Here is a 21,198-nt window from a genome sequence, read left to right on the forward strand (position 1 = left end):
ATAACTTACCTGATTGATGGAAGGGGCTTATGGGTTTCATAGTAAGCGCTTTAGGGTAAATGTGACGTACAGTTTAATTTTATGAAGGGGGGAGAGGGGAATGAGCCCAAGAAGACGGGTGCGCGGTCGTTTCTTCAGCCGCGGTGGCTGCGGTATATTCAGAAATCGCTTGCGCCGCATGAAGACAGCGAATCAGGATCATCAGGATGTGTGGTTTTAATGAGCCTTGGCCTTCATACGGGTGATGTTGAATCCCGATTTCATATATGCTTTTCTCAGGATGAACCGCAAAGGGAGCTAACCGGCTCCCTTTTTCTCGTATATATAGAGTACGCGATAGGGATTTTTTTCTTATGTGTACCTTCGGGTGCCAGACCTATTCATACAACGGAAATTTGATATATTAAGCATATACATAAAGTTTGTTCGGCTGAGGCCAAAGGGAGTAAGTTTGTTGGTAAGGTATTCTGAAGGAATAGAAAGGTGATGGGAGTGACGTTGTTGGTGGCAAGTACGGAATATGTGGTGAACCGTTGGTGATTGCAGGGACAGGAAAAGTGGCATTGGTGACGGGGGCCTCCAGCGGCTTTGGGCTGCTTATCAGCCTGGAGCTGGCGCAAGCGGGATATGATGTGGCTGCAGGGCTTCGCAGACCGGAGGCGGCTCAAGAGCTGATGACCCGCGCGGAACAGGCGGGTGTTGCAGAGCGAATTCATCGGGTTCGATTGGATATATGCGATGAAGAGCAGATACGGGCGGTTGCCCTGCATTTGGAGCAGCGGTTTGGTCGATTGGATGTGCTGGTGAACAATGCTGGTGAAGCGGTAGGCGGAATGGTGGAGGAAGTGCCGCTGAGTGGGTGGAGAAGACAGATGGAGACGAATTTCTTCGGAACGGTATCTGTGACACAGCACATGCTGCCGCTGATGCGCCGGACCGAGAATTCCAAGATTATTCTCATGAGCAGCATCAGCGGCGTGGTCGGCTTCCCGGGTTATGGACCTTATGCTTCCTCCAAATTTGCGATTGAAGGATTCGGGGAGAGCCTGTCGCTGGAGCTTATGACCTTCGGCATGCACGTTGTGCTGGTTCAGCCAGGTGCTTATGGCACACCGATCTGGAATAAGAGCTTTGGTGAGTTAGAGGTGAAGGAAGGGTCACCCTACAGCGACATGCTGAAGGGTGTGCTGGACTATTCCGAGCGGACAGCCAGGGGAAGCGGAAATCCGCTGGAGGTGGCGAAGCTCGTGGCAAGGATTGCCTCCATGTCCAAACCGAGATTCCGATATAAGCTGCCTCAAGGCACGCGTATAACCGCATGGATTAAGGGATTGCTGCCGGACCGGTGGTTTCAGCAGATGATTTATCGGATGCTGGGCAGACGTTAATCATTCATGCTGCTAATGATCGATTGCCTTAACTTGTCATGTGCGCTGAGTCGGCAGGAATTACCCTTTTTTGGCCGTGGAGGGGTGCAGCAAACCGAGTAATTCTCCCATTTTCACTTTGGAGCCGGGCTCCAGGTCGCCGCGAGGGCTAAACGTGCCGTTCTCCGTCAAAAGCACAACGGTAGAGCCGAATTCAAAATACGCGAGTTCATCGCCGATCTGCCATTTCTTAACGCTCTCATCGGCGTAACGGATGCTGCTCACGTTCATTGCGCCCACCTTCACGACGGCAACTTCTCCGAATTCATGGGCAATGTAGGTAATGAGACGCTCATTGCGGCTCAGCACAGTTCGGATATGGGTCATCGCAAAGTCATTCACGGGGTAAACCTTCCCCTTCAGATGCTCGCTTTCCGCCTGAACACCGGTTACGGGTGAATGGATGCGGTGATAATCTGTTGGGCTTAAATACAATACGAATGCATAACCGTTTATATAGTTTTCCATTCTCGGGGATTTCGCGAGCAGCTCGCTCAGGGTGTAATCCTGTCCCTTGACACTCAGAATGGTGCCGGCATGAATGGCGCACATTGCTGAAATAGTGGCATCGACAGGGCTTACCATGGCATCGACGGTGTCATCGATGGCACGCAGGCCTATTTTTAACCGGCGGGAAAAGAACTCGTTCAATGAGCGGTATTCGTGGATCTCTTTCTCCGCTTCATGAGCCGGAATTTGATAGATTCGTATAAATGCAGGTATTAGATGACGGCTCAGCCGGCTGTGGGAACAATGCCCCATCATTCGGGACAACCATTTTCGGGAGGAGAGCTCAGTCATCAGACGCAGCAATTGTTTAGCCATGTCATTCTCCTTTGTGCATAGGTGTAAGCAATATAACGATGGTGGAAAAGCCAATCACTCTGATATTGACATAGAATGAGATGGAAATCAATAAATAGCCATATTTGAAAAAAGGTTCTTGCAAATTCTGGAGCGGACCTGTATTTTAAAATTAACATAAAACCGAATAGGGAATACGGGGGCTTGAGTGAATCAGGCTGAGATTGCAGCTATTATCCGCTGTTGACCGTTAATCTGAACTGGGTAATGCCAGCGTAGAGAATATCCGACCCTGCCTACATAGGGCCTATTTTTCCGTCTGCGCGTTTTTCCAGACGGTTTTTTGTTGTGTTTACACAAAAATAGCGGTGGAGAGGGGTACAGGTTGTTATGGGAACATCAATGCAAGAGAAGTTGGGGGTTCAGCCCAGAAGAGGGCTGCGGTTAAGCGATATTTTGGTGACGGTGCTGGTATCGCTTGTGTTTGGCGTGATTTATCACTTCTGGGGGTCGGTCTATAATCTTTTTAAACCGTTGTTTTTTGAAGCGGATGAGCTGCTCTACGGCATGTGGTTTGCGGCAGCTACGCTGGCTTATTTGTTAATTCGCAAGCCGGGCGTGGCCATCATCGCGGAAGTGGCTGCGGCCCACGTGGAGGTGCTGTTTGGCAGCGGCTGGGGATTGACTCTATTGTTATATGGCTTGATTCAAGGACTGGGGGCAGAGTTGGTATTCGCGGCGTTCCGCTATCGGAGTACCTCAGCGTGGACCTTGGTGATTGCCGGGGCCGGAGCGGCCATCGGTTCGATGATGATGGACTTTTATTACAGCTATACGGATGATCTGCAGACATGGATGTTCCTTGCCAAATACGGTATGCGGGTAATCAGCGGTGCAGTTATTGCAGGTCTGTTAATGCTGCTCTTGGCCAAGGCGCTGGATCGCACAGGCGTAACGTCTCTGCTGCGTCCCGCGTCGAAGAAGGATTACGAAGCGCTGGATGATGCGCGCCATGTCTAATGCCACGGTAAGCCTATTTCCGGCTCAGTCCGCTGAGGTTCAACAGGAGCAGGCTGTGCAGGTGGAGGGACTGCGCTTGAAGTATCCCGGGGAAGAGAGGCTGATGTTCAAAGATCTCTCGTTCTCGGCAGCCCGTGGGGAAAAGGTGCTGCTGCTTGGTCCGAGCGGATGCGGCAAATCCACGCTGCTCCAGGTGCTTAGCGGAATGATTCCCCGCGCTACGGAAGTGCCAATGAAGTGTGAGGCACAGATTGTCCCGCGCTCCTGGGGATACGTATTTCAAGACCCGGATACGCAGTTTTGCATGCCGTATGTGGATGAGGAGCTGGCCTTTGTACTGGAGAATCTGAGTATTCCCCGAGACGAGATGAAGGAACGGATGCAAGCGGCGCTGCATGAGGTGGGGCTGAATTTGGAGGAGCTTCATCTGCCGATCGGCCATCTGTCGCAAGGGATGAAGCAGAGGCTGGCGCTGGCTTCCGCCCTGCTGCTGGAGCCGGAGGTGCTGTTCCTTGACGAGCCGTCCGCACTGCTTGACCCGGAAGGACGGGAGCAGATCTGGGATGCAGTGAAATCCGTATCGGAAGGACGTACACTGATCATCGTCGAGCACCGGATCGAAGAGATGGCGAAATACGTGGATCGTGTCGTTCTGTTCAGTCCGGATGGCGTTATTCTGGGCGATGGACCGCCGGCGGCAGTATTTGCTAAGTATGAGTGCGAGCTTAAATCCTATGGAATCTGGTATCCCGGCGTGTGGGAAGATTATGCTCAGACCCGGGCCGGCCGGGAATTGTTTGCTCCGGTTGATGCCTATGGCGAAGATCTGGGGAATCTCCTGCACGAGGCTGCCCTGCCTTACCCTTTAGATGGGGAGCCTGTGATCCGCTTAGAGGATTTCAAGGGACTGAGATGGGATAAACCTGTGATTTCTCTCCCTTCGGCAGAAGTTTATCGGGCAGAATTTATTGCGGTGGTAGGGCCGAACGGAGCGGGGAAAAGCTCGTTTCTTCTCAGTCTGATGGGACTGCTGCGCGCGCAAGGGACCTACGTGCTCTGCGGGGAAGAGGTTGTGCAAGGCAAGGCGAGAAAGGTGCGGAAGAAGAGAGAGCAGCAGCTCCGTCAAATCGGATTCGTGTTTCAGAATCCGGAGCTTCAGTTTCTGACGGAGCGTATTGGCGACGAGGTTGTTTACTCCTTGCTGGTGGATAACATGCCTGCGGAGGAAGCGAAGGCCCAAGCCGATCGCTGTCTCGAACGCTTCGGACTAAGCGGAATGGAGAACAGGCATCCCTATCAGCTGTCAACCGGTCAGAAGCGGCGCTTAAGCGTTGCCACTGCGATGGCCAGACAGCCGGAAGTTCTGCTCCTGGATGAGCCGACCTTCGGTCAGGACGCGCGGAATACGTTTGCGATTCTGGAGATGTGCGAGCGTCTGCGCCGCACGGGAACCGCCATTCTCATGGTGACCCATGAGATGGAGATTGCGCAGCGGGTCGCCACGCATATATGGGAAATTCGGGAAGGTCAGCTGACCTCGAGCATGGCTTCACCCCGATTGTGTACCGGTGCGGAATCCCGGCAGGAGGATGATGGATTGAACCGGGCCGGAGAATCCTACGATCCCTCCTCCGCAAGCGCAGCTCACCTCACGGGGGTGAATTCATGAATATATGGAACCCTGTACGGATCACCTGGCTGCACCGGGCCAATCCGGTGGTGAAGCTCGGCCTTATTTTTGCCCTCTTTTTCATGACGGTGCTGACCCATGATCTGGATTTCATGATGTATCAGGCACTGGTATTTATGGTCTGTCTGGTGGTGCTGAGTGGGGTTAAACCGTGGAAGATGCTGCTCTTCTTCATTCCGTTTCTGCTTGCCTTTATATCTTCGTCCTCTTCCATGATGCTGTTCGGCAAAGGGGAGACTCTCTGGTGGGAGTGGGGGTTGTTCCGGGTATCGGAAGAAAGCTTCTACCGGGGACTGCATCTGGGGTTTAAGGGGATTGCTTTTGCCTCGGAGGGACTGCTCCTTGTAACGACAACTTCCTCCGTGGATTTATTCTACAGCCTGATGCAGAAGCTGAGGCTTGCGCCCAAGTATGCGTACAGCTTCATGGCTTCGATACGGCTTCTGCCCATGGTGTGGGAGGAGTTTGTGATTCGCCGTCAAGCCTTGAAGGTAAGGGGAGTTCGCCCGATTCGGGGCGTGCGCGACATGGTCAACCGTGCGGGGATGTACGTGGTGCCGCTGCTGGCGCAGAGCATCCGCCGGGCACACCGGGTGGCTGCGGCAATGGAGGCGAAGCAGTTTAACGGGGACCAGGTGAAGGCCCGGACGTATTATTATCCGTCACGTTATTCGCGGTATGATCTGCTGGTGATCGGCTTGCTGGCGGCCGCAGCCTGCTGCGCTTATGTGGCAGCCGGGTATTTTCCGTGGTTCGGGATTGGCGATGTGCGCTTTGATTAAGAAGAATTCATTTTGCAGCAACTAAGCCGGGGATATCCTGAAGGGTCTTTATGGACCTTTTGGGATATCTTTTTTTGGTGAGATTTCAAGGCTATGCCTGAGTGTGGAACAGGCCATTCTTCATATTTTTGTAAGGATGTCTGGATTTAATGCCGAGTTTGGCGTTATAATACTGTTGGTACTGATATAGTATTTGAAGTACCAGAAGCGGGGGAGTATTCACTTGCGTGAGCGAATATTGAATGAAACGATGCGATTGATTCAGCGGCAGGGCTTCACCTTCACCGTTAGTGACCTGGCCCGAGAACTTGCCATCAGCAAACGGACGATTTATGAGCATTTCTCTTCCAAGGAAGAGATTGTTGAACATATCATTGATGGAATGATCCGGCATATCCAGGAACAGGAACGTGACATTGCAGCGGATGAGGAGCTTACCATTCCGGAGAAGCTTCGCCAAATTCTGATCTGTCTGCCTCAGGAGATGGAGAAGATGGATTTGGGGATGCTGCCGGATTTGAAACGGTCGCATTATCCGCAATGGGAGAAGCTGGACACCTTTTTCAGAGAAGAATGGGGTATTGTCAGCGAGCTGATGGAGCAGGGGATGGCGGAAGGAAGTCTAAAGAGAATCCATCTGCCGGTGTTCATTGATCTGTACCTCGGGTCGCTTCATCAGATTTATGACTCGAGAGCGACGGTTAAGCATCAATTGCCGCTGGGAGAACTGCTGGAGTCCATCATGGACATATTACTGTTTGGCATCGCCGCGGATAAACGGGAGGGGTCGTAAGATTATGCATTGGTTGTATTTAGGTTTGGCGATTGTGTTTGAGGTGGCGGGTACCCTGAATATGAAACTGTCGGAAGGGTTCAGCAAACCGCTGCCCAGCGTTCTGCTGGTTGTATTCTACATCTGCAGCCTGAGCTTTCTGACGCTGAGTCTGAAGCAGATTGAAATCTCGGTGGCATATGCGATTTGGTCAGGTCTTGGCATTCTTATTATTACGCTTATCGGATATATGTTTTTTGCGGAGCAGATCAATGGATTGAAGGTCTTCTCCATCCTGCTTATAATTGCGGGTGTAGTGCTGCTGAATTTGTCAGGCAGCGCGCATGCGCAGGAACAGCCAAGGATTCATCAGTCCGGCAACTAAGTGCGTCAACCATATAGGATTCTTAGAGAAGAGCTGTGCCAAGTACTTGGTGCGGCTCTTGTTCTGCTGCAATAATGTACTATGCCCCGCAGCGCAACCGGCTCTATAATGGCAAAGGAAATTCCTTTGTAAGGAGCTATCATCATGAACCTTTCGTCGTTTTTTATTTACTGTGTCATTGTGGCGTTCTCGCCGGGGCCAGCGAATATCGTCATCTTGGCCTCTGTTCAAAATTCCGGCATGAAAAAGACGCTGCGCTACATTGCCGGAGCATCGATTGCCTTTTTCCTATTAATTGTCGCTTCGGTTGTGTTAGGTCAATTGCTGACGTCCAGCATGCCTTTCATTCTGCCGGTGCTGCGAATTGCGGGCTGCCTGTTTATGCTGTATCTTGCGTATCAAGTGTATACCATGGATGTATCCAAGTCGTCCGGTAACCAAACGACATCCTTCACATCCGGTTTTCTTATGCAGTTTCTCAATCCGAAGGTGGTGCTGTTCACCCTCACGGTTATTCCGAGTTATGTCATGCCATATTATACGGCAGGCCCTGTCATCTCTGCGTTTGTTGTTGCGGTATCACTAATCGGGCTGTCTGCGTACATGACCTGGGCGGTGTGCGGTAGCCTTTTTCAAGGAATTATGCAAAAATATCGGAGAACGACCAACACGATTCTGGCTTTGTTTCTGCTGTATTCGGCAATCGTGGTATCTGGCATACCTGAGCTCATAAAGGGGTGATGGAAAGATGGAGCAGTTTATCTATAAAAAAGCGGTAGGCATTACGGCGCTGTCCGCGAGCCTGACTGATTTTAAATACAAAAAACATTACCACGAGGAGTATGCCCTTGGCGTAACCCTGCGCGGCATTCAGAAATACTCGCTGGATGGCAGTCAGCAGGCTTCCTACCAAAGCGGGGTGATGCTGTTCCATCCAGAGCAGAATCATGATGGCTGGTCGCAGGAACGGACGGGTATCGACTATGTCATGATCTACATTCATCCTGAGCTGTTCCTGGAATTGATCGAGAAGAAGGATATTGTCCGTTTTCAGTCCCCGGTTGTGTATCATGCCGGACTTCGGCAAAGCATCCTGGACGTGACAAAGTCGATTTTCACCGGTCAACCGGAGGCAATGAGCAGCGAGCTGCTGCTGGGTTTGGCGGGACATTTTAACGAGCATATTCTGAACCCGGACGGCAGGAGGGACACCATCTTTACCCGGAAGGCAAAAGAATTGATGCAGGGTCACCTGGACCATGTTCTAAGGCTGGACGAATTAAGCGGGGAGTTCGGGATGTCGAAGTATCAGTTCATCCGTTCCTTTAAAGCGAATACGGGGCTCTCGCCTTATCAGTACTATCTGAACTGCAAAGTGGAGCGCGCCAAACATCTGATCGAGGACAGCAGGGATGTCTATCAGGCTGTTACCCAGTGTGGCTTCACAGACCTTGCCCATCTGAACCGGCATTTCAAGAATGTGTACGGCACAACGGCGTTTGACTACATGTCCCACCTGGATAAGTAAGGGACAGCCGCGTATTTCAGGCGATGCGTGGCATTCGTGCATCATCTCTGTTCAAATGTGTATAGAATGTAAGAGGGACCGTGCGCTAACACGATCCCGGGATACAAGGTACCGCTATAAGGGCGGCCTTGCTATGGGAAATCCGATCAGAAATAGACCGCTATCCTGACCAAAGGACGGTCTATTTCTTTTTATGTAAGGAAAGTATGAACACAACCACCGGTGCAAATGAAATCATTCGCGTCACTTTTTAGGGTCTGATTTCAAGTTTGTTTAGAGCTTTGGCATATGGATATACATATTCAGAACGTATGTTCGATTAAAGTCTAAAAAAATATAGCATTTCCTGTGGGATGCCAGCCCGTAGATAGAATTCGTGCAAGGATTCTCCCGGTCCCGGGGCCAGATTGGCCGTCAACAGGGCGATGGCAAAACGGTTGGCCTGCCGCTCCAGTTTGCCGGGGCTGAAATAGGAATGCTCCTCCAGAAAAAAACGGCTGATTCCCTTATGGAGACGATCATGTCCCAGCTCATGGGCGCACACAAAGCGCTGCCAAGGGGGTGGCAGCTGATTATGAATGACGATGAATCTCCGTCTTAATTTACGGAAATACAGCCCTTTGGTCGTCTGGCCTAAATCTGCAAATCGAATATGTATGCCCAGCGAAGCCGCAATTTCAAAAGGGCAGTTGGTATGATGTTTTTTGATCAGCTGGCGGATTACGGGTTGTAATTGATCATCCATGCCGGTTCACCTGCAATATTGGTATTGGTTGAATCGTAGTAATCGGTATGTAGCTCCTTATTATGTAGATTTAGTAGATTATTTCTTGCGTTTGTTCATCTGTTTGGCTTCCCAGAACAGTCCGGTCAGCACGTCCTTGATGCGCTGCTTGTCCTCTTCATTCAGAGGGACGCCATCAAACATCAGCTCACCGTCATCCTCAAGCATTTTCTTAAAATCCCGTTTGTCCCTGGAGGTTGCCCAAGCGGGAGCCGATATTTCATCTTGATGTGCGGCATCCGTCGGCAGATAGCCTGCTTTATTCATTAGCTCTTCGTAGGGGATTTCAAGCGCATCGGCAATCTTGCGCAAGGTTTGCGGCTTGGGTATGCCCCGCAGCCCGTTCTCGATACGGGAGATCTGTGATCCGCTGATGTCAGCGGCGTGTGCCAGCTGATTGATGCTCCAGCCTTTATCCTCCCTGATCTCTTTCAAGTATGTTCCAAATATGTGATCCACGTTCCGGCCACTCCTCACCATAGTCCATCTGAGACATCTACCCCTAGTATAAACACATTCACAATCTTTGCCAACAGGTAAAATAAAAGAGAGTATTATTGCCAAAAGGCAAGAAAACGAGAGTTATGATCCCTATTTTCGTGAAAAGTTCACCCTTTTGATGGTTTACGTCTCTCTCCAAATAGTGGTATATTAATGAAAAAATACGAACAATATACGAACGTAAGAATGAGACCATCTTCTGCCAAATGGCAAATTAAACTTTGAAAATGACATTCAAAAGGGAGTGTTTTAAAATGAATCCATTTTTACCGGAATTAGATCGCAGAAAAACCCAGCATGCCGTTGAGGCGATATTCGAGAAATATCGTATCTATAAAACCATTACATTCGAAGTAAGAGAGGTAAGCGTCACCGCTTCCTACACGGAACGGTTCCATGGGCCAACCAACGTAACCTCGGATCAAACGGCGAAGGTCGCTATATATAATGTAGATGTTCCAGCGGCGAGGAAGCAGTATTGCGAGACCATCGAATCGATTGTGGAACGGCTTGGCGAGCGGGAACAGCTCCTGATCCGGGAACGGTATATGAAGCATGACGACGTATTTGATTACAAGGTGTACAACCATATCCTCGAACCGCCGGTCAGCAAGGATACGTATACAAAGATCCGCACCCGGGCGTTCTATAAACTGGCCTTGGCCTTGGCGGACAGGGGACTGCTGAAACTGAACGAGTTGGAAAAAGCCGTGAAAAGCACACGGAGCTGAGCTGATACATGTCCAGCTAGAACAGCATATGGAAGTTTAAAGCTGGTACATGCCCAGCTAGAAAAGCACATGGAAGTTTGAGCTGATACACGCTCAGCTAATGGATCCAGGCAAACGATAACCGGAGCACCTCTAAGAGGCGCTTCGGTTTTTTTGTTTCAAGATGTGTGCAGTTTACCATGATGTTAGAACTCAAAGGAGGTTGTGGATTATACAATAAACAAGAACAAGTGTTCTTACTTTTTTCCGCCGACAATCCACTTTAATTTCCGCTTTAACCGTCCAACGATACGTCAGCGTATCCGATTTAGGGGTGTAAGATTGTATTATCGGGAATGAAGCAAAAGAGCATATCGAACACGCATCGTGTAGATGTAGGCCGGCCTTGTAGAGGACCGGTTTTTTGCTTTCGGATGAGTTTCGATTGCTTCATTTTCGATCCCTATATGAACAGAAAGGAGGGGCCGTGTTGCACAATGTGATCGTAGTGACAAGCTGCCTGTCCGATGAACGAGCGGAAGCCGTCCGGCAATCTGCGGAATGAGAGGGGCGGTCAGGCAGGCCGTTGTAGGCATCATTCCGGAGCTTGAAGGCCGCGTGTATGATGTATACCCGCCGGATGGGGCCGTTGAGCCTCTTTTTGCGGCCATCACGCTCGGTGAGGACGTATGGAAATCCTCATGGGCGGGGTACCGGCAGGTGGTTCGCTTGAAGCTGTATGCGAATCCTTCCGAATTGCTGCAGCTGGATCGCTGGGCGAATCAATTAATTCCGGGACTTCACCGCAAGCGGGTTACCGGAGCAGACGGGAACAGCTTCAAGCTGCATTATTTGGGTGTGCCGGAAGCCGACAAGTTCGATCCATCCACAGGCAAAATGATCCGAATCATGCGATTCGGTGTCTATGTGCCGGAGCTTTCAGGAGCTGGTTTCACCGGACAGCCTGACGAATGGCTGAGTGCGCTGGCAGCCTGGACGGGAGATGTGCTGGGCAATTCCTGGAGCATCTACCACACGGCATGGCCGGCAGGGCGGGACGATTGCGCCATGTTATGGCGGATGACGGGTTGTGAGACCCGAATGGCGGGTGCTTCGATGGTTGAGGTCCGCAAAACCTTCACCGGGCACATCGCCGCTCTGGATTCCGGAAGCGAGCAGCTCACCGCTGTAAGGCTTGTGGAGGAGCTGGGCACCCAGGTTCAGCTGCTGCTGGATTCACAGAATCGCCGCTATGCATCGGTGGTTGAGATTGCGAGCGATATGCAAGCCGATCCCATTCTCGACGGACAGCTGAAGCTGACCCTGGCGCAGCGGAAGCTGCGTTCACCGGAAGAAGCAGCCTTGATCAGGCGCGTTAACATTCAACCTATTTTAAAGTGAGGTGGCCACAATGGCTGTGAAAAAAACAAACAAGGCGGAAGCCCAGAGCAGCAGCGCTCCGCGATATGCACTTGCAGAGCTTAAAGCACACGCCAAGGAATTGTTCGAGGTTCGGACGGAAGTGCTCGCAGGCGCCATGTATGGAATTGACGGAGCGTTGTTCACGGTAGCCGAGGTCAAAGAAAAAATCCAACAATTTATGAAAGCGAAGGTGGTCTAATCATGGCGGGTGGAACATGGGAAAGTACAAATAAACCGGTATTGCCGGGGTTGTATATGAATTTCAAGGCGGCGGCCGCTTCGGCGATCTTGGGCGGAGCCCGAGGTACGGTCGTTGTGCCGGTCAAGGCCAATTGGGGACCGGTGCGCGAATTCGTAGAAATCGGAAGCGAGTCTGCAATTGCCGACCTGTATTCTGTGGATAACCAGGACGGGGCAACGGCCTACGAGACGCTTTACCTGGCCTTGCTCGGCGGTCCGAAGAAGCTGCTGGCTTATCGCCTGGCAGATAACACAGCAGCCGCGGCAACTGTTACGCTTCAAAATGCGGAGGCCACGCCATCCGATGTGCTGAAGCTCACGGCTAAATACCCGGGCAGCCGGGGCAACGGCTTCTCGGTCAGCGTTCAGCCGTCGCTGATTGATCCGGCAGCCCGGGAACTTCGCCTCTATGAAGGCGCCAAGCTGCTGGGTTCTTACACAAGTGAAGACGGTTCAGCCGCTTCGATTGCGGCTCAGATCAATGCGGATGACGCGAATCTCTGGGTAACGGCTGCAGCGCTGGATGCTGCCGGTATTCCCGCCGATGTGAGCGGTGCCATGCTGTCCGGAGGCAAGAGCGGCAACGGCAGCCTGACCAACGCGGATTACATCGAGATGCAGGATGCGGTCGAAGGTCAGGAGTTCAACGTGCTGGCACTGGATTATGCGGCCGATATGGCTCTGCTGCAAAGCTTTGCCGCTTGGGTGAAGCGCCTCCGCCAAGAGGGACGCGGCGTGCTGGCGGTGTTCGGAGGGAGCGCTGCGGACGATACCTCCAAGGATGCAGCAAAACTGGCGGCAGATCGTTCGCTTGCATTGAACCACGAAGGGATTATCAATGTCGGTACGGGCGTGCGGCTGTCCGGCGTGAACTACAGTTCCGCCCAAACCGCTGCTTATGTTGCCGGGCTCATTGCCGGCCAACGCTTGAATCAATCTGCTACATACGCGGTAACGCCTTTTGAGGATGTGACCCGGCGCTGGACACGCTCCGAGCAGGAGCTGGCCGTACGCAGCGGTGTGTTCGTGCTCTTCTATGACGGACGCCAGGTAAAGGCGCTGCGCGGAATCAACACACTGGTGAGTCCGGCAGAAGGTCAAAACAATGCCTGGAAAAAAATCCGTTCGATCCGCGTCATGGATGCGATCCATGCGGATTTGCAGCTGGCTGCCGAACAAACCTACATCGGCAAGGTAAACAACACGGAGGAAGGCCGACTCGCATTGATTGGCGCCGTGAAGGAATATCTCGCTTCGTTGTCGCTCAGCAATGTCATTGAGCCTGATGGCTATGACGTCATTCTCGATCCGTCCTATTATGGCGATTCCGCCGTGAACACGCCGGAACCCGATCAGGTCTTCCTGCAGTGGAACGTGAAGTTGACCGACGTGATGGAGCAGCTGTTTGGAACATTCTACGTGCAATAAATGGGACGCCCGATCAGCGTATTTAAGATACCACGAACTGCCCGAAGAGGGCTTTGTTTGATTAAAACCTAACCATTCGAGGAGGAACTTAACATGTTGGATGCTTCAAGAGTCATTATGGGGACATATGGCCAGGCGTATATTGACGGGGTATGGCAGACGCATATTAACAAGCTGGAAGCCAGCGTGGAATTGGAGAAGCGCGAGCTGAAGCTGGTCGGCAACGACTGGACGGTGCACAAGAACGGCAGCAAAAAAGGAACGGGCACGATGACCGGCTACAAGGTCACCTCCGATATGATCTCCCGCGGCTTCACCAAATTCGATATCATCTCCAAGCTGGATGATCCCGAATCCTACGGTCATGAGCGCGTTCGCCTGATCCGCTGCATGCCGGACAAAATCCAGCTGGCCAACTGGACAGCGGGTGAGGAAGTGCAGGAAGAAACTTCCTTCACCTTCGAGGGGTATGAGCTGCTGGATCCGATTCAGGGGGATTAAGAGGGACAGACTTGATGTATGCAGGATGTAAAGTCGGGGGTTGTTCGTTTTAGGACGCCAATGGCTCCTCAGAGTGCAGCGTGTCCCCTTTACGGCTGTCTTCTATTTGTGTCTTTTGAGTAGCGGACTCTGGTTCCGTTATGTCTTGGGTATTGCCATAATTTTAGATTTAGCGGACATTAGATGCGCTATTGGGTCTATTATTGGCACTTTTATTGTGTTTTCGCGCAAATAGCGGATCGTGGGTCCGTTCAGTTTCTAAAAAAACCCATTTATTCGAAATAGCGTCTGCTGGGTCCGCTTTAAGAGTAGGGTCCTACCGATGGGAGCCGGTGGCTAGCCGCTGGATGATTTTGATGAACGCTATGTTGGTGTTATGACAGCTGAAGTTAAGCATAGAGGGAGTGGCTGCATGTACGGATTCGTTCTGCCCATTTCCTCATGCGTTTGAAGGTAGGGGATTGTTACGCTGTACACTACTGTACGCTTCAATCCTACATCGGAACAGACATTGGCTCGCGCAGCAGCCCCATTGAGGGCACCGATTTGATTTGATTACTTGATTCATAAAGGAGATAGACGCATGAGTTTAAACGAGAACATGAGCGAAGAGCAAATTTTGGATGGTCTTTTTGAGGCGGCGGAGAAGCTGCCGGAGGAAACCGTACGCATTAAGCGGCTGAATATGCAGATGGTACTGCAAGGCTTGACCTCTAGTAAAGTGGACAGCATCCGCGAGCGCTGCACAGTCCGCCGGACGATCAAAGGCGCGGTGGACGAGAAGGTGGATACGGAGACTTTTAATGCATTGCTGATCTCCGAGGCCACCAGCAGCTTGTCCGTAAAGGGTCTGACGCTTAGCGGCTGGGGTGATTCCCGGATTACTAGCCGCTTGAAGCTGTCGGGCGGAGAGCAGGCGGTCCGCCGCATGCTGCTGGCGGGTGAACTGGATGCCGTAGGCGATAAGGTGCTGGAGCTTTCCGGCTTCGGGGTCGAGATTGCTGACCTAAAAAACTGATCGGCTCCGGGGGAATGACAACGATGCTGTATCATCTGTGGGTCCGGCATCACCTTCGTCCCGGAGATTTTTGGCTGCTGCCGCGAGGCGAGCGGCTGCTGCTGCTTGCCTTCTCCCAGGAGGAGATGGAGGGCATGGCCGGTCAGAGCTTGAAGTGAACAGGAGGTGAAATGAAATGGCTGAAGCCATGAACTACCGCATGAATCTGGTCATCGATCCGAAAAACGTGATCAAGGCCAACCGTGAGCTGCGGGCGATGGAGCGTTATTTTGAGCGGATCCAGGGACGCGTCATGCGTATCGGGCGCACCCGCATGGCGCCTGAAATCGTGCTGAAGGACAGCGCCTCGAAAGGGCTGGACAACCTGCTTGCCAAGATGCAGCGGGTGAAGTCGCAGGTGATCCAGGCCTCGGCCAATGTGAAGCTGAACGTGCAGAAGCAGATCGATACCAATCTGAACTTAAGCGTGCAGAAGCAAATCCAGGCGAGTGTTATGGTGGATTTGCGGGCATCGGGGCTTGATTTTACTCCCATGATCGATGCCTTGAAGGCGAATACGGAGGCTGTGATTCAGCTTACGAGTTCGCTTGGGGCGATAAAGCCTGCAGGCGGGAGCGGGAAAAAATCTGGTTGGGATACGGCGATAGGTATATTGGGGAACGTAGCGTTGGTTGGTTCCACTATGCGTGGCACGGGCCAAATGAAAGATAAACACCAGAAGATGCGCGAGGCCTGGAGTAAAGATAAACCTGCTGATAACAAGCCCGCTGAGGTCAACAAAGAACGAAGGGTAGGCTCCAGAAATAGGGGGCGTCAGGCGAATCAAAACACGGCTGCTGTTCCCAAAACTGAACAAGCGGAGAAACCTTTAACGAAGTGGGGCAAGGCTTTTAACAGAGCTGAAAAAACAGGGGACTTTATAGAAAACGTTGGATCAACGGGAAAGGGGGCAGTGGAATTACTTAAGAAGGCCTCAGATTTTGCCAAGGATATGTTCGGCGGCGGTGGTGCCAGCGGCATCGTTTCCGGAGGTTTGGCAGGTGCTAGCAAGACGGGTGCAGGATCAGACGCCGTAAAACAGGCGGCCGATGGCAGCACAGCAAACGCAGTGAAAAATGCCGGCAAAAACGGCCTAGGCTCCGGTTTAATGAAGGGTCTTGGTAAACGGGCCCTTGGTCCGTTAGGATATATAGCCGATGCGGCCGCAATCGCTACCGCTAAACCAGGGAAAGAGCGCAATCAAGCCATGGGCTCTGCCGTTGGCGGCGGCATTGGAAGCACAATTGGCGGAATTGTCGGCTCCGTGATCCCGGTTGCAGGGACCTTGATTGGATCGACGCTCGGCGGCACCGTTGGAAGTTTTGTTGGCGAGAAGGTAGGCGGTGCCATAACGGGCATCAGCGAAAAGTTTAATGAGAGCAAGGAGAAGGTATCGGCATGGTTCTCCAAGACGTTTTCCTTTGGAAAAAAAGACGAGGAAGCAGTCAAGCCGAAGGAGGCTCCAAAGTCGCCGCCTCCTAATTCCAACGTGGCTGCTCTTCCTGCTCCCATCATTCCGAAACCAGCGCCGGCTGATTTCAACAAGCCGCTGCTGCCGAACCCAGCTCTGAATCCGATGTATGGTTCCTATGTGCCGCCTAGTCATGCTGCAAGCATGAGTACTTTTGGGCCGCCTGCAAGTGCTGCCCAGAACCAGGCTTTTGCCGGGAAGCCAACGTCCCCGCAGTCCGTTCAGATTAGTCCGGACCAGATGAGCACCATATCCGGCTTGCTGATGGACTTCAAAACGGAGACAACCGTCAACTACAATCTTCCTCCAGGTGCGGTGCAGGTTACGGTTCATGAGGAACACCCTGTCGATGTCGAAGGCTTGATCCTTCTGATTGGGCAGAGGCTGAGAGCCGAATTCAGCAAGGCGGCGCAGAACCGGAAGCCGACCCCGATGGCCTATTGAGGATAATCGATAATGACAGGCATGAAAGGGGCGGAACGCATCCATACAGAAAGGAGGGGGCCCAAGGTGGAGTTTCTTTTGAAGAATGGAAAGGGCATGACGTTCATATTCCCGGTTAATCCCGAAGAGGTGACCATTTCACGGCAAAAGGGCCTGGAAACGGCCACGATTCTTAACTATGGAGAGTTTGATTTTCCCCAGGGCAATCGGATCAAGGAGATTTCGTTTTCTTCATTTTTCCCGCAAGAGTATGATGCAGCATTCTGCAAGGGGGATAAGAAGGATCATATTAAACCCCAAACCGCGATGAATAAACTTAACGAGTTTCTGGCGTATAAAACGCCGCTGCAGTTCGTCATTACCGAGACGGCGGTGAATGTGCCGGTGTATGTTGCTTCCCATCAGTCCACGTTCCGTGGCGGCGAGGTCGGGGATGTGTATTTTGATATCACGCTTCGGACCTGGAGCGATATGAAGGTAGCCAAAACAGCGGGCAGCAGCGGGGCAGCGGGAGCGAATAAAAAGCCTCGGGCAGACATGAAGGAAAAGAACAAAACCTACATTGTGAAGTCAGGGGACTCACTCTCCAAAATCGCCAAGCTGGAGCTCGGGGACAGCTCAAAATGGAACCAGATCTACAAGCTGAACCAGAAGATGATCGGTAAAGATCCGAACGCCATCAAGCCTGGACAGAAGCTGGTGTTGTCATGAGTTACAAGGTGATTTTGCAGGATCAGTACGATTTATCTCCCTTAGTAGAAGCTATCCATCTGCGGGATTCGCTTGAACAAGTTGCCTATCAGGGGACCGTCAATCTGGTCGTAACGCCGGATATGCCGCCGATCTCGCCGGGAATGGCAATCCGTATCAGCGGAATTCCTTACGGCAAGAAGGATTATGTCCCCCTGCTGCACCCGGCTGTCGTGTGGGAAGTGGAAACTTCGAATAACGGGGTGAAGCGAATGACCCTCACACTGTACGACCGTACGGTCTATCTGGACAAATCAGAGGATGAGTACCTGTTCCCGGCGAAGCAGACGGCCACCCAGCGGTTCAAAAAGTATGCAGCCGACTGGAACCTGAAAATTGCGGTTTTGCCGGATACCGAGAAGCAGCTGGGACGTTCCGTTTACCGCACGCAGTCGATCTACGCAAGTATGTTCGCTGATCTGCGGGAAACGGCCAAAGCCGGCGGCAAGCTGTACCACCCGAGAATGATCTCTTCCGGGCTGGAGCTGTATGAGCTTGGAACGAATCGAGATGTGTATATCCTGGAGGCTTTAACCGATACCACGCAATCGCGGACGCTGGAGGGTGCGGCGACCAAGGTCAAGGTGCTGGCAACGGCCGCAAGTGAGACGGGACAAGAGGTTCCGTCCAAGGTGATGGCGATTGAGGAAAAAGATATCGCTAAATATGGCCAGCTCCAGGCCATTATTCAAGATGATGAAGTGAAGTCGCCTGCGGCTGCCCGCCAGCTGGCTCGAAATAAATTGAGAGGAATTCGGGAGACCATTTCCCTCAATGCACCCGACATCAATACGATTCGCGCCGGTGATGCGGTGATGCTCGGTTCGATGAGGCTGCTCGTCATTTCCGTCAGTCGAGAGCTGGGCAGCCCCGGTAACATGATGCTGGAGCTGGGGAGTTACGACGATGTAAAAAGGAGGTTTTACCTTGAATAAAGACCCCTATGGACAACTGGCGTCCTCCCTGTATGCCTCATTAAACAAGCAAACTCGTCAAGCCGTGGGCGGCGTGGGGGCCGTGCTTGGCACGATAACCTCGACAGGACTCAAGCTGGATGATTTTAAGCATGAGCTGCAGGACTATATGGTGGCGGAGCTGCCGGGCTTGTTGTCCTTACCCCGTTATACGGTTGCTGGCAGCGCCAATCTGGGGGGCCAGCAGCAGGATATGACGTTCGATGTGGAAGAGCATGAAATGGAAGACACCCTTTTTCAATTGGGAAAAGGCTTGAAGCCGGGGGATCGTGTGCTCGCCGTTCGGGTCAACAGCGGCAATGACGTGGTGGTCGTGTGTAAGGTGGTGAGCAGCGGTGGCTAATTTATTTCCGGAAAGTGATGACATGATCTGGAGTGATGCCACGGATCCGGAGGTGCTGGAGGGAGACGGGGCTGTTTTTGGACGGAGCTGGCGGTATGATTTTGAAGCTGGCGAGTTTATTATGACACCCACCCGGAAGATTCCGGTTGCGGACGAGAAGGAAGCCTGGGTCATCTGGTGTGAAAAAGCGATTCGTACGCCGCGTTACCGTCATCTGATCTATACGCGGGATTACGGCAGCGAGCTGGAGGAGCTGGTCGGCAAAGGCTACGACCGTGCCTTGCTGGAAAGTGAGATTCAGCGCATGGTGACCGAGACGCTGCTGGCAGATGCGCGGACGGAGAGCGTGGACCAGTTTCTTTTTGCCTGGGAAGGAGAAGCTTGCCGTTTCAGCTGCCGTATTACGAGTGTCCGGGATGAAACGGAAATTATAGAAAGCGTGGTGATCTGATGGCAGACTTGCCGTTGTATTTGTTGGATCAGACGGAAGAAAATATTATGAACCGCATGCTGAATCAAGTGCCTTCGGACATCGACAAGTCGGAGGGCTCTTTTATCTGGGATGCGCAGGCACCGGTGGCATTTATGCTGTCCGAGGCGGCCTTGTGGGCGCAGGAGCTGCTGCGGCGCGGCTTTGCAAGCACCGTGGCAAGTGATCGTCCGGAGATCCGGTCAGTCGAACTCGATCTGAGGACAGCAGAACATGGGATCACGAGACGAGAAGCGGTCGCTTCGTCCGGTAGTGTTGTGTTTACGGGAAAACCGAGGACAACGGTGCCTGCCGGAACTTATGTAGCCACACCGGCCGATGAAGGTTCCGGGGAGTCCTCGGTGGAATATGTGACGATATCCGGCGTTACGCTGGGTGACTTGGGTACCGGCACGGCGCCGATTCGAGCCGTTACACCGGGCAGCAGCGGGAATGTTCCGGCAGGCGTCATTCAGCTTATGATGACGTCGGTCAGCGGCGTAACATCGGTTACCAACCCGGAACCCACGCGGAGCGGGACGGATACCGAAAGCGACCAGTCGCTGCTGGAGCGTTTTTACGCCAAGGTTCGCAGTCAGGGGACCAGCGGCAACAAAGCGCAGTATATGCTGTGGGCCAATGAGATTGCGGGCGTTGGCGGTGTGGAAGTGGCGCCGCTGTGGCAAGGGCCCGGTACGGTCGGGCTGTATCTTCTGGATACGGACAAGCGTGCGGCAAGCCAGGATATCGTAGATGCTGTTCAACAGCACATTGACCCGTCCCAGGATGGGCAGGGGGAAGGCGTTGCCCCGGCTGGGCCGGTTATCACGGTGATGCCCGCGGCGGAAGTAGCGATAAATATTTCCGTCAAAGTGCAGCGCACGCAGGAGCAGCCCTCGACGATGGATGAAATCCGTAAGCTGATTGAGGACGGTGTTCGTTCATATTTACAGCAGATCGCTTTTAACAGGAAAGATCCGTTGGTTCGTTACACGAGAATTGCCGCTGTACTGCTGGATATTCCGATTATCGTGGACTACTCGGATTTGACGATTAACGGCCATACCGAGCAGCAAAATATTGAAATTGGCTCCGGTCAGGTAGCGGTGCTGGGGACGGTGAGCGTAAGTGAATAATGTCCGAATGAACAGCTTGCGCGGTCGCGAGCTGTTTTCTTATCTTCCGGCCTATTACGAGACCTCGCGCGTCATGTTATCCGATATGGATGCCAAGGGCAGCGAGTTGGACGCGCTTTATCAAGCGCTGAATTCAGCGGCGGACCAGTTTTTTGTCCGTACAGCCACCTGGGGGCTGGCACACTGGGAAATGGAGCTGGGCATTCCCACCGACCGGAACAAGCCAATCGAGCAGCGGCGGGCGGTGCTGGAGTCCAAGCTGCGCGGAGCAGGAACCTTCTCCGGTGCGCTTTTGAAAAATGTGGCGGAAGCTTATGACGGCGGAACCGTGGAGGTTTTTTTCCAGCCGGAGGCATGGGGCTTTACCGTCAAGTTCGTGGATACGCTCGGCATCCCGCCGAACCTGGAGGATCTGAAGTCCGCCATTGAGGAGATCAAGCCGGCGCATCTGGCGGTGGGGTATGCGTTCAACTATTTGCTCATACGCGATATTCATGACGTGATGACTTTGGGCGAGCTAGGGCAGACGCCGTTAAACAAATTTGCAGGAGGTGTTTGAG

At 52.6% G+C, this 21,198-nt stretch carries 25 protein-coding genes and 1 riboswitch; of the genes, 22 read left to right on the top strand and 3 right to left on the bottom strand.

Features of this window, described 5'->3' with window-relative positions:
• Positions 1–536: 536 nt before the first annotated feature.
• Entirely contained in the window at positions 537–1,388 is an 852-nt protein-coding gene (locus WDY75_RS05465; protein ID WP_082834373.1) for an SDR family oxidoreductase, read from the top strand.
• Positions 1,389–1,448: 60 nt separating this feature from the next.
• Here WDY75_RS05465 and asd read toward each other — a convergent pair whose 3' ends face one another.
• Positions 1,449–2,252 carry an archaetidylserine decarboxylase gene (gene asd / locus WDY75_RS05470; protein WP_006212559.1) on the bottom strand — a complete coding sequence of 268 codons (804 nt, stop codon included), beginning with the start codon at positions 2,250–2,252 and terminating at the stop codon, positions 1,449–1,451.
• A 165-nt stretch (positions 2,253–2,417) separates the two neighbouring features.
• Positions 2,418–2,530, top strand: a riboswitch (TPP riboswitch).
• Positions 2,531–2,621: 91 nt separating this feature from the next.
• Here asd and WDY75_RS05475 point away from each other — a divergent pair.
• From WDY75_RS05475 to WDY75_RS05505, 7 genes are all read left to right on the top strand, one after another.
• Positions 2,622–3,251, top strand: coding sequence for an ECF transporter S component (locus WDY75_RS05475; RefSeq protein WP_036644649.1), 630 nt, complete (start codon positions 2,622–2,624; stop codon positions 3,249–3,251).
• Positions 3,244–4,920: an ABC transporter ATP-binding protein gene (locus WDY75_RS05480; RefSeq protein WP_081742877.1), complete on the top strand. Its 1,677-nt coding sequence runs from the start codon at positions 3,244–3,246 to the stop codon at positions 4,918–4,920. The genes WDY75_RS05475 and WDY75_RS05480 overlap by 8 nt, the downstream gene beginning before the upstream one ends.
• The gene (locus tag WDY75_RS05485) at positions 4,917–5,723 is read left to right on the top strand and encodes an energy-coupling factor transporter transmembrane component T family protein (RefSeq protein WP_006212557.1); all 807 of its coding nucleotides are present in this window, start codon (positions 4,917–4,919) and stop codon (positions 5,721–5,723) included. The genes WDY75_RS05480 and WDY75_RS05485 overlap by 4 nt, the downstream gene beginning before the upstream one ends.
• A gap of 223 nt (positions 5,724–5,946) precedes the next feature.
• Positions 5,947–6,516, top strand: coding sequence for a TetR/AcrR family transcriptional regulator (locus tag WDY75_RS05490; RefSeq protein WP_036644645.1), 570 nt, complete (start codon positions 5,947–5,949; stop codon positions 6,514–6,516).
• A gap of 4 nt (positions 6,517–6,520) precedes the next feature.
• Positions 6,521–6,880, top strand: a complete 360-nt coding sequence (locus tag WDY75_RS05495; RefSeq protein ID WP_006212555.1) for a DMT family transporter — start codon at positions 6,521–6,523, stop codon at positions 6,878–6,880.
• A 144-nt stretch (positions 6,881–7,024) separates the two neighbouring features.
• Entirely contained in the window at positions 7,025–7,621 is a 597-nt protein-coding gene (locus WDY75_RS05500) for a LysE family translocator (RefSeq protein ID WP_036644642.1), read from the top strand.
• Between the two features lie 7 nt (positions 7,622–7,628).
• A complete protein-coding gene (locus tag WDY75_RS05505; protein ID WP_006212553.1) occupies positions 7,629–8,408 on the top strand; it encodes an AraC family transcriptional regulator in 780 nt (259 codons plus the stop codon).
• Between the two features lie 319 nt (positions 8,409–8,727).
• Here WDY75_RS05505 and WDY75_RS05510 read toward each other — a convergent pair whose 3' ends face one another.
• Entirely contained in the window at positions 8,728–9,153 is a 426-nt protein-coding gene (locus WDY75_RS05510) for an ImmA/IrrE family metallo-endopeptidase (RefSeq protein WP_006212552.1), read from the bottom strand.
• A gap of 78 nt (positions 9,154–9,231) precedes the next feature.
• Positions 9,232–9,651 carry a helix-turn-helix domain-containing protein gene (locus tag WDY75_RS05515; RefSeq protein WP_006212551.1) on the bottom strand — a complete coding sequence of 140 codons (420 nt, stop codon included), beginning with the start codon at positions 9,649–9,651 and terminating at the stop codon, positions 9,232–9,234.
• A 296-nt stretch (positions 9,652–9,947) separates the two neighbouring features.
• Between WDY75_RS05515 and WDY75_RS05520 the strand changes: the two genes are divergently transcribed.
• The 14 genes from WDY75_RS05520 (at position 9,948) to WDY75_RS05585 (ending at position 21,197) form a co-directional block, all read left to right on the top strand.
• Positions 9,948–10,424: an ArpU family phage packaging/lysis transcriptional regulator gene (locus WDY75_RS05520; RefSeq protein WP_063477719.1), complete on the top strand. Its 477-nt coding sequence runs from the start codon at positions 9,948–9,950 to the stop codon at positions 10,422–10,424.
• 540 nt (positions 10,425–10,964) lie between these two features.
• Positions 10,965–11,804, top strand: a complete 840-nt coding sequence (locus WDY75_RS05525) for a hypothetical protein (RefSeq protein WP_006212549.1) — start codon at positions 10,965–10,967, stop codon at positions 11,802–11,804.
• Positions 11,805–11,814: 10 nt separating this feature from the next.
• Entirely contained in the window at positions 11,815–12,024 is a 210-nt protein-coding gene (locus WDY75_RS05530; protein ID WP_006212548.1) for a hypothetical protein, read from the top strand.
• A gap of 2 nt (positions 12,025–12,026) precedes the next feature.
• Positions 12,027–13,493 carry a phage tail sheath family protein gene (locus WDY75_RS05535; RefSeq protein WP_063477718.1) on the top strand — a complete coding sequence of 489 codons (1,467 nt, stop codon included), beginning with the start codon at positions 12,027–12,029 and terminating at the stop codon, positions 13,491–13,493.
• Positions 13,494–13,586: 93 nt separating this feature from the next.
• The gene (locus tag WDY75_RS05540) at positions 13,587–13,994 is read left to right on the top strand and encodes a phage tail tube protein (RefSeq protein WP_006212545.1); all 408 of its coding nucleotides are present in this window, start codon (positions 13,587–13,589) and stop codon (positions 13,992–13,994) included.
• Between the two features lie 583 nt (positions 13,995–14,577).
• Positions 14,578–15,012 carry a phage tail assembly chaperone gene (locus tag WDY75_RS05545; protein ID WP_063477717.1) on the top strand — a complete coding sequence of 145 codons (435 nt, stop codon included), beginning with the start codon at positions 14,578–14,580 and terminating at the stop codon, positions 15,010–15,012.
• Positions 15,013–15,035: 23 nt separating this feature from the next.
• The gene (locus WDY75_RS05550; RefSeq protein ID WP_006212543.1) at positions 15,036–15,170 is read left to right on the top strand and encodes a hypothetical protein; all 135 of its coding nucleotides are present in this window, start codon (positions 15,036–15,038) and stop codon (positions 15,168–15,170) included.
• A 17-nt stretch (positions 15,171–15,187) separates the two neighbouring features.
• Positions 15,188–16,966, top strand: a complete 1,779-nt coding sequence (locus WDY75_RS05555; RefSeq protein ID WP_063477716.1) for a hypothetical protein — start codon at positions 15,188–15,190, stop codon at positions 16,964–16,966.
• 66 nt (positions 16,967–17,032) lie between these two features.
• Positions 17,033–17,677, top strand: a complete 645-nt coding sequence (locus WDY75_RS05560) for a LysM peptidoglycan-binding domain-containing protein (RefSeq protein ID WP_006212541.1) — start codon at positions 17,033–17,035, stop codon at positions 17,675–17,677.
• On the top strand, positions 17,674–18,651 hold the full coding sequence (locus tag WDY75_RS05565; RefSeq protein ID WP_036644634.1) for a hypothetical protein: 978 nt from the start codon (positions 17,674–17,676) through the stop codon (positions 18,649–18,651). The genes WDY75_RS05560 and WDY75_RS05565 overlap by 4 nt, the downstream gene beginning before the upstream one ends.
• A complete protein-coding gene (locus tag WDY75_RS05570; RefSeq protein WP_063477715.1) occupies positions 18,644–19,033 on the top strand; it encodes a hypothetical protein in 390 nt (129 codons plus the stop codon). The genes WDY75_RS05565 and WDY75_RS05570 overlap by 8 nt, the downstream gene beginning before the upstream one ends.
• Positions 19,026–19,484, top strand: coding sequence for a DUF2634 domain-containing protein (locus WDY75_RS05575; protein ID WP_036644630.1), 459 nt, complete (start codon positions 19,026–19,028; stop codon positions 19,482–19,484). Before WDY75_RS05570 ends, WDY75_RS05575 begins: the two co-directional genes overlap by 8 nt.
• Positions 19,484–20,638, top strand: coding sequence for a baseplate J/gp47 family protein (locus WDY75_RS05580; RefSeq protein WP_063477714.1), 1,155 nt, complete (start codon positions 19,484–19,486; stop codon positions 20,636–20,638). Before WDY75_RS05575 ends, WDY75_RS05580 begins: the two co-directional genes overlap by 1 nt.
• A complete protein-coding gene (locus tag WDY75_RS05585) occupies positions 20,631–21,197 on the top strand; it encodes a YmfQ family protein (protein WP_063477713.1) in 567 nt (188 codons plus the stop codon). The genes WDY75_RS05580 and WDY75_RS05585 overlap by 8 nt, the downstream gene beginning before the upstream one ends.
• The last annotated feature ends 1 nt before the right edge of the window (position 21,198 follow it).

This window comes from Paenibacillus glucanolyticus, from assembly GCF_037333485.1.
Classification (GTDB): domain Bacteria; phylum Bacillota; class Bacilli; order Paenibacillales; family Paenibacillaceae; genus Paenibacillus_AQ; species Paenibacillus_AQ glucanolyticus.

Coding starts and splice junctions, on each gene's coding strand:
- WDY75_RS05495 (WP_006212555.1), top strand. CDS start 6,521: ATGCATTGGTTGTATTTAGGTTTGGCGATTGTGTTTGAGGTGGCGGGT.
- WDY75_RS05565 (WP_036644634.1), top strand. CDS start 17,674: ATGAGTTACAAGGTGATTTTGCAGGATCAGTACGATTTATCTCCCTTA.
- WDY75_RS05540 (WP_006212545.1), top strand. CDS start 13,587: ATGTTGGATGCTTCAAGAGTCATTATGGGGACATATGGCCAGGCGTAT.
- WDY75_RS05510 (WP_006212552.1), bottom strand. CDS start 9,153: ATGGATGATCAATTACAACCCGTAATCCGCCAGCTGATCAAAAAACAT.
- WDY75_RS05580 (WP_063477714.1), top strand. CDS start 19,484: ATGGCAGACTTGCCGTTGTATTTGTTGGATCAGACGGAAGAAAATATT.
- WDY75_RS05545 (WP_063477717.1), top strand. CDS start 14,578: ATGAGTTTAAACGAGAACATGAGCGAAGAGCAAATTTTGGATGGTCTT.
- WDY75_RS05555 (WP_063477716.1), top strand. CDS start 15,188: ATGGCTGAAGCCATGAACTACCGCATGAATCTGGTCATCGATCCGAAA.
- WDY75_RS05520 (WP_063477719.1), top strand. CDS start 9,948: ATGAATCCATTTTTACCGGAATTAGATCGCAGAAAAACCCAGCATGCC.
- asd (WP_006212559.1), bottom strand. CDS start 2,252: ATGGCTAAACAATTGCTGCGTCTGATGACTGAGCTCTCCTCCCGAAAA.
- WDY75_RS05530 (WP_006212548.1), top strand. CDS start 11,815: ATGGCTGTGAAAAAAACAAACAAGGCGGAAGCCCAGAGCAGCAGCGCT.
- WDY75_RS05500 (WP_036644642.1), top strand. CDS start 7,025: ATGAACCTTTCGTCGTTTTTTATTTACTGTGTCATTGTGGCGTTCTCG.
- WDY75_RS05480 (WP_081742877.1), top strand. CDS start 3,244: ATGTCTAATGCCACGGTAAGCCTATTTCCGGCTCAGTCCGCTGAGGTT.
- WDY75_RS05475 (WP_036644649.1), top strand. CDS start 2,622: ATGGGAACATCAATGCAAGAGAAGTTGGGGGTTCAGCCCAGAAGAGGG.
- WDY75_RS05505 (WP_006212553.1), top strand. CDS start 7,629: ATGGAGCAGTTTATCTATAAAAAAGCGGTAGGCATTACGGCGCTGTCC.
- WDY75_RS05550 (WP_006212543.1), top strand. CDS start 15,036: ATGCTGTATCATCTGTGGGTCCGGCATCACCTTCGTCCCGGAGATTTT.
- WDY75_RS05525 (WP_006212549.1), top strand. CDS start 10,965: ATGAGAGGGGCGGTCAGGCAGGCCGTTGTAGGCATCATTCCGGAGCTT.
- WDY75_RS05535 (WP_063477718.1), top strand. CDS start 12,027: ATGGCGGGTGGAACATGGGAAAGTACAAATAAACCGGTATTGCCGGGG.
- WDY75_RS05485 (WP_006212557.1), top strand. CDS start 4,917: ATGAATATATGGAACCCTGTACGGATCACCTGGCTGCACCGGGCCAAT.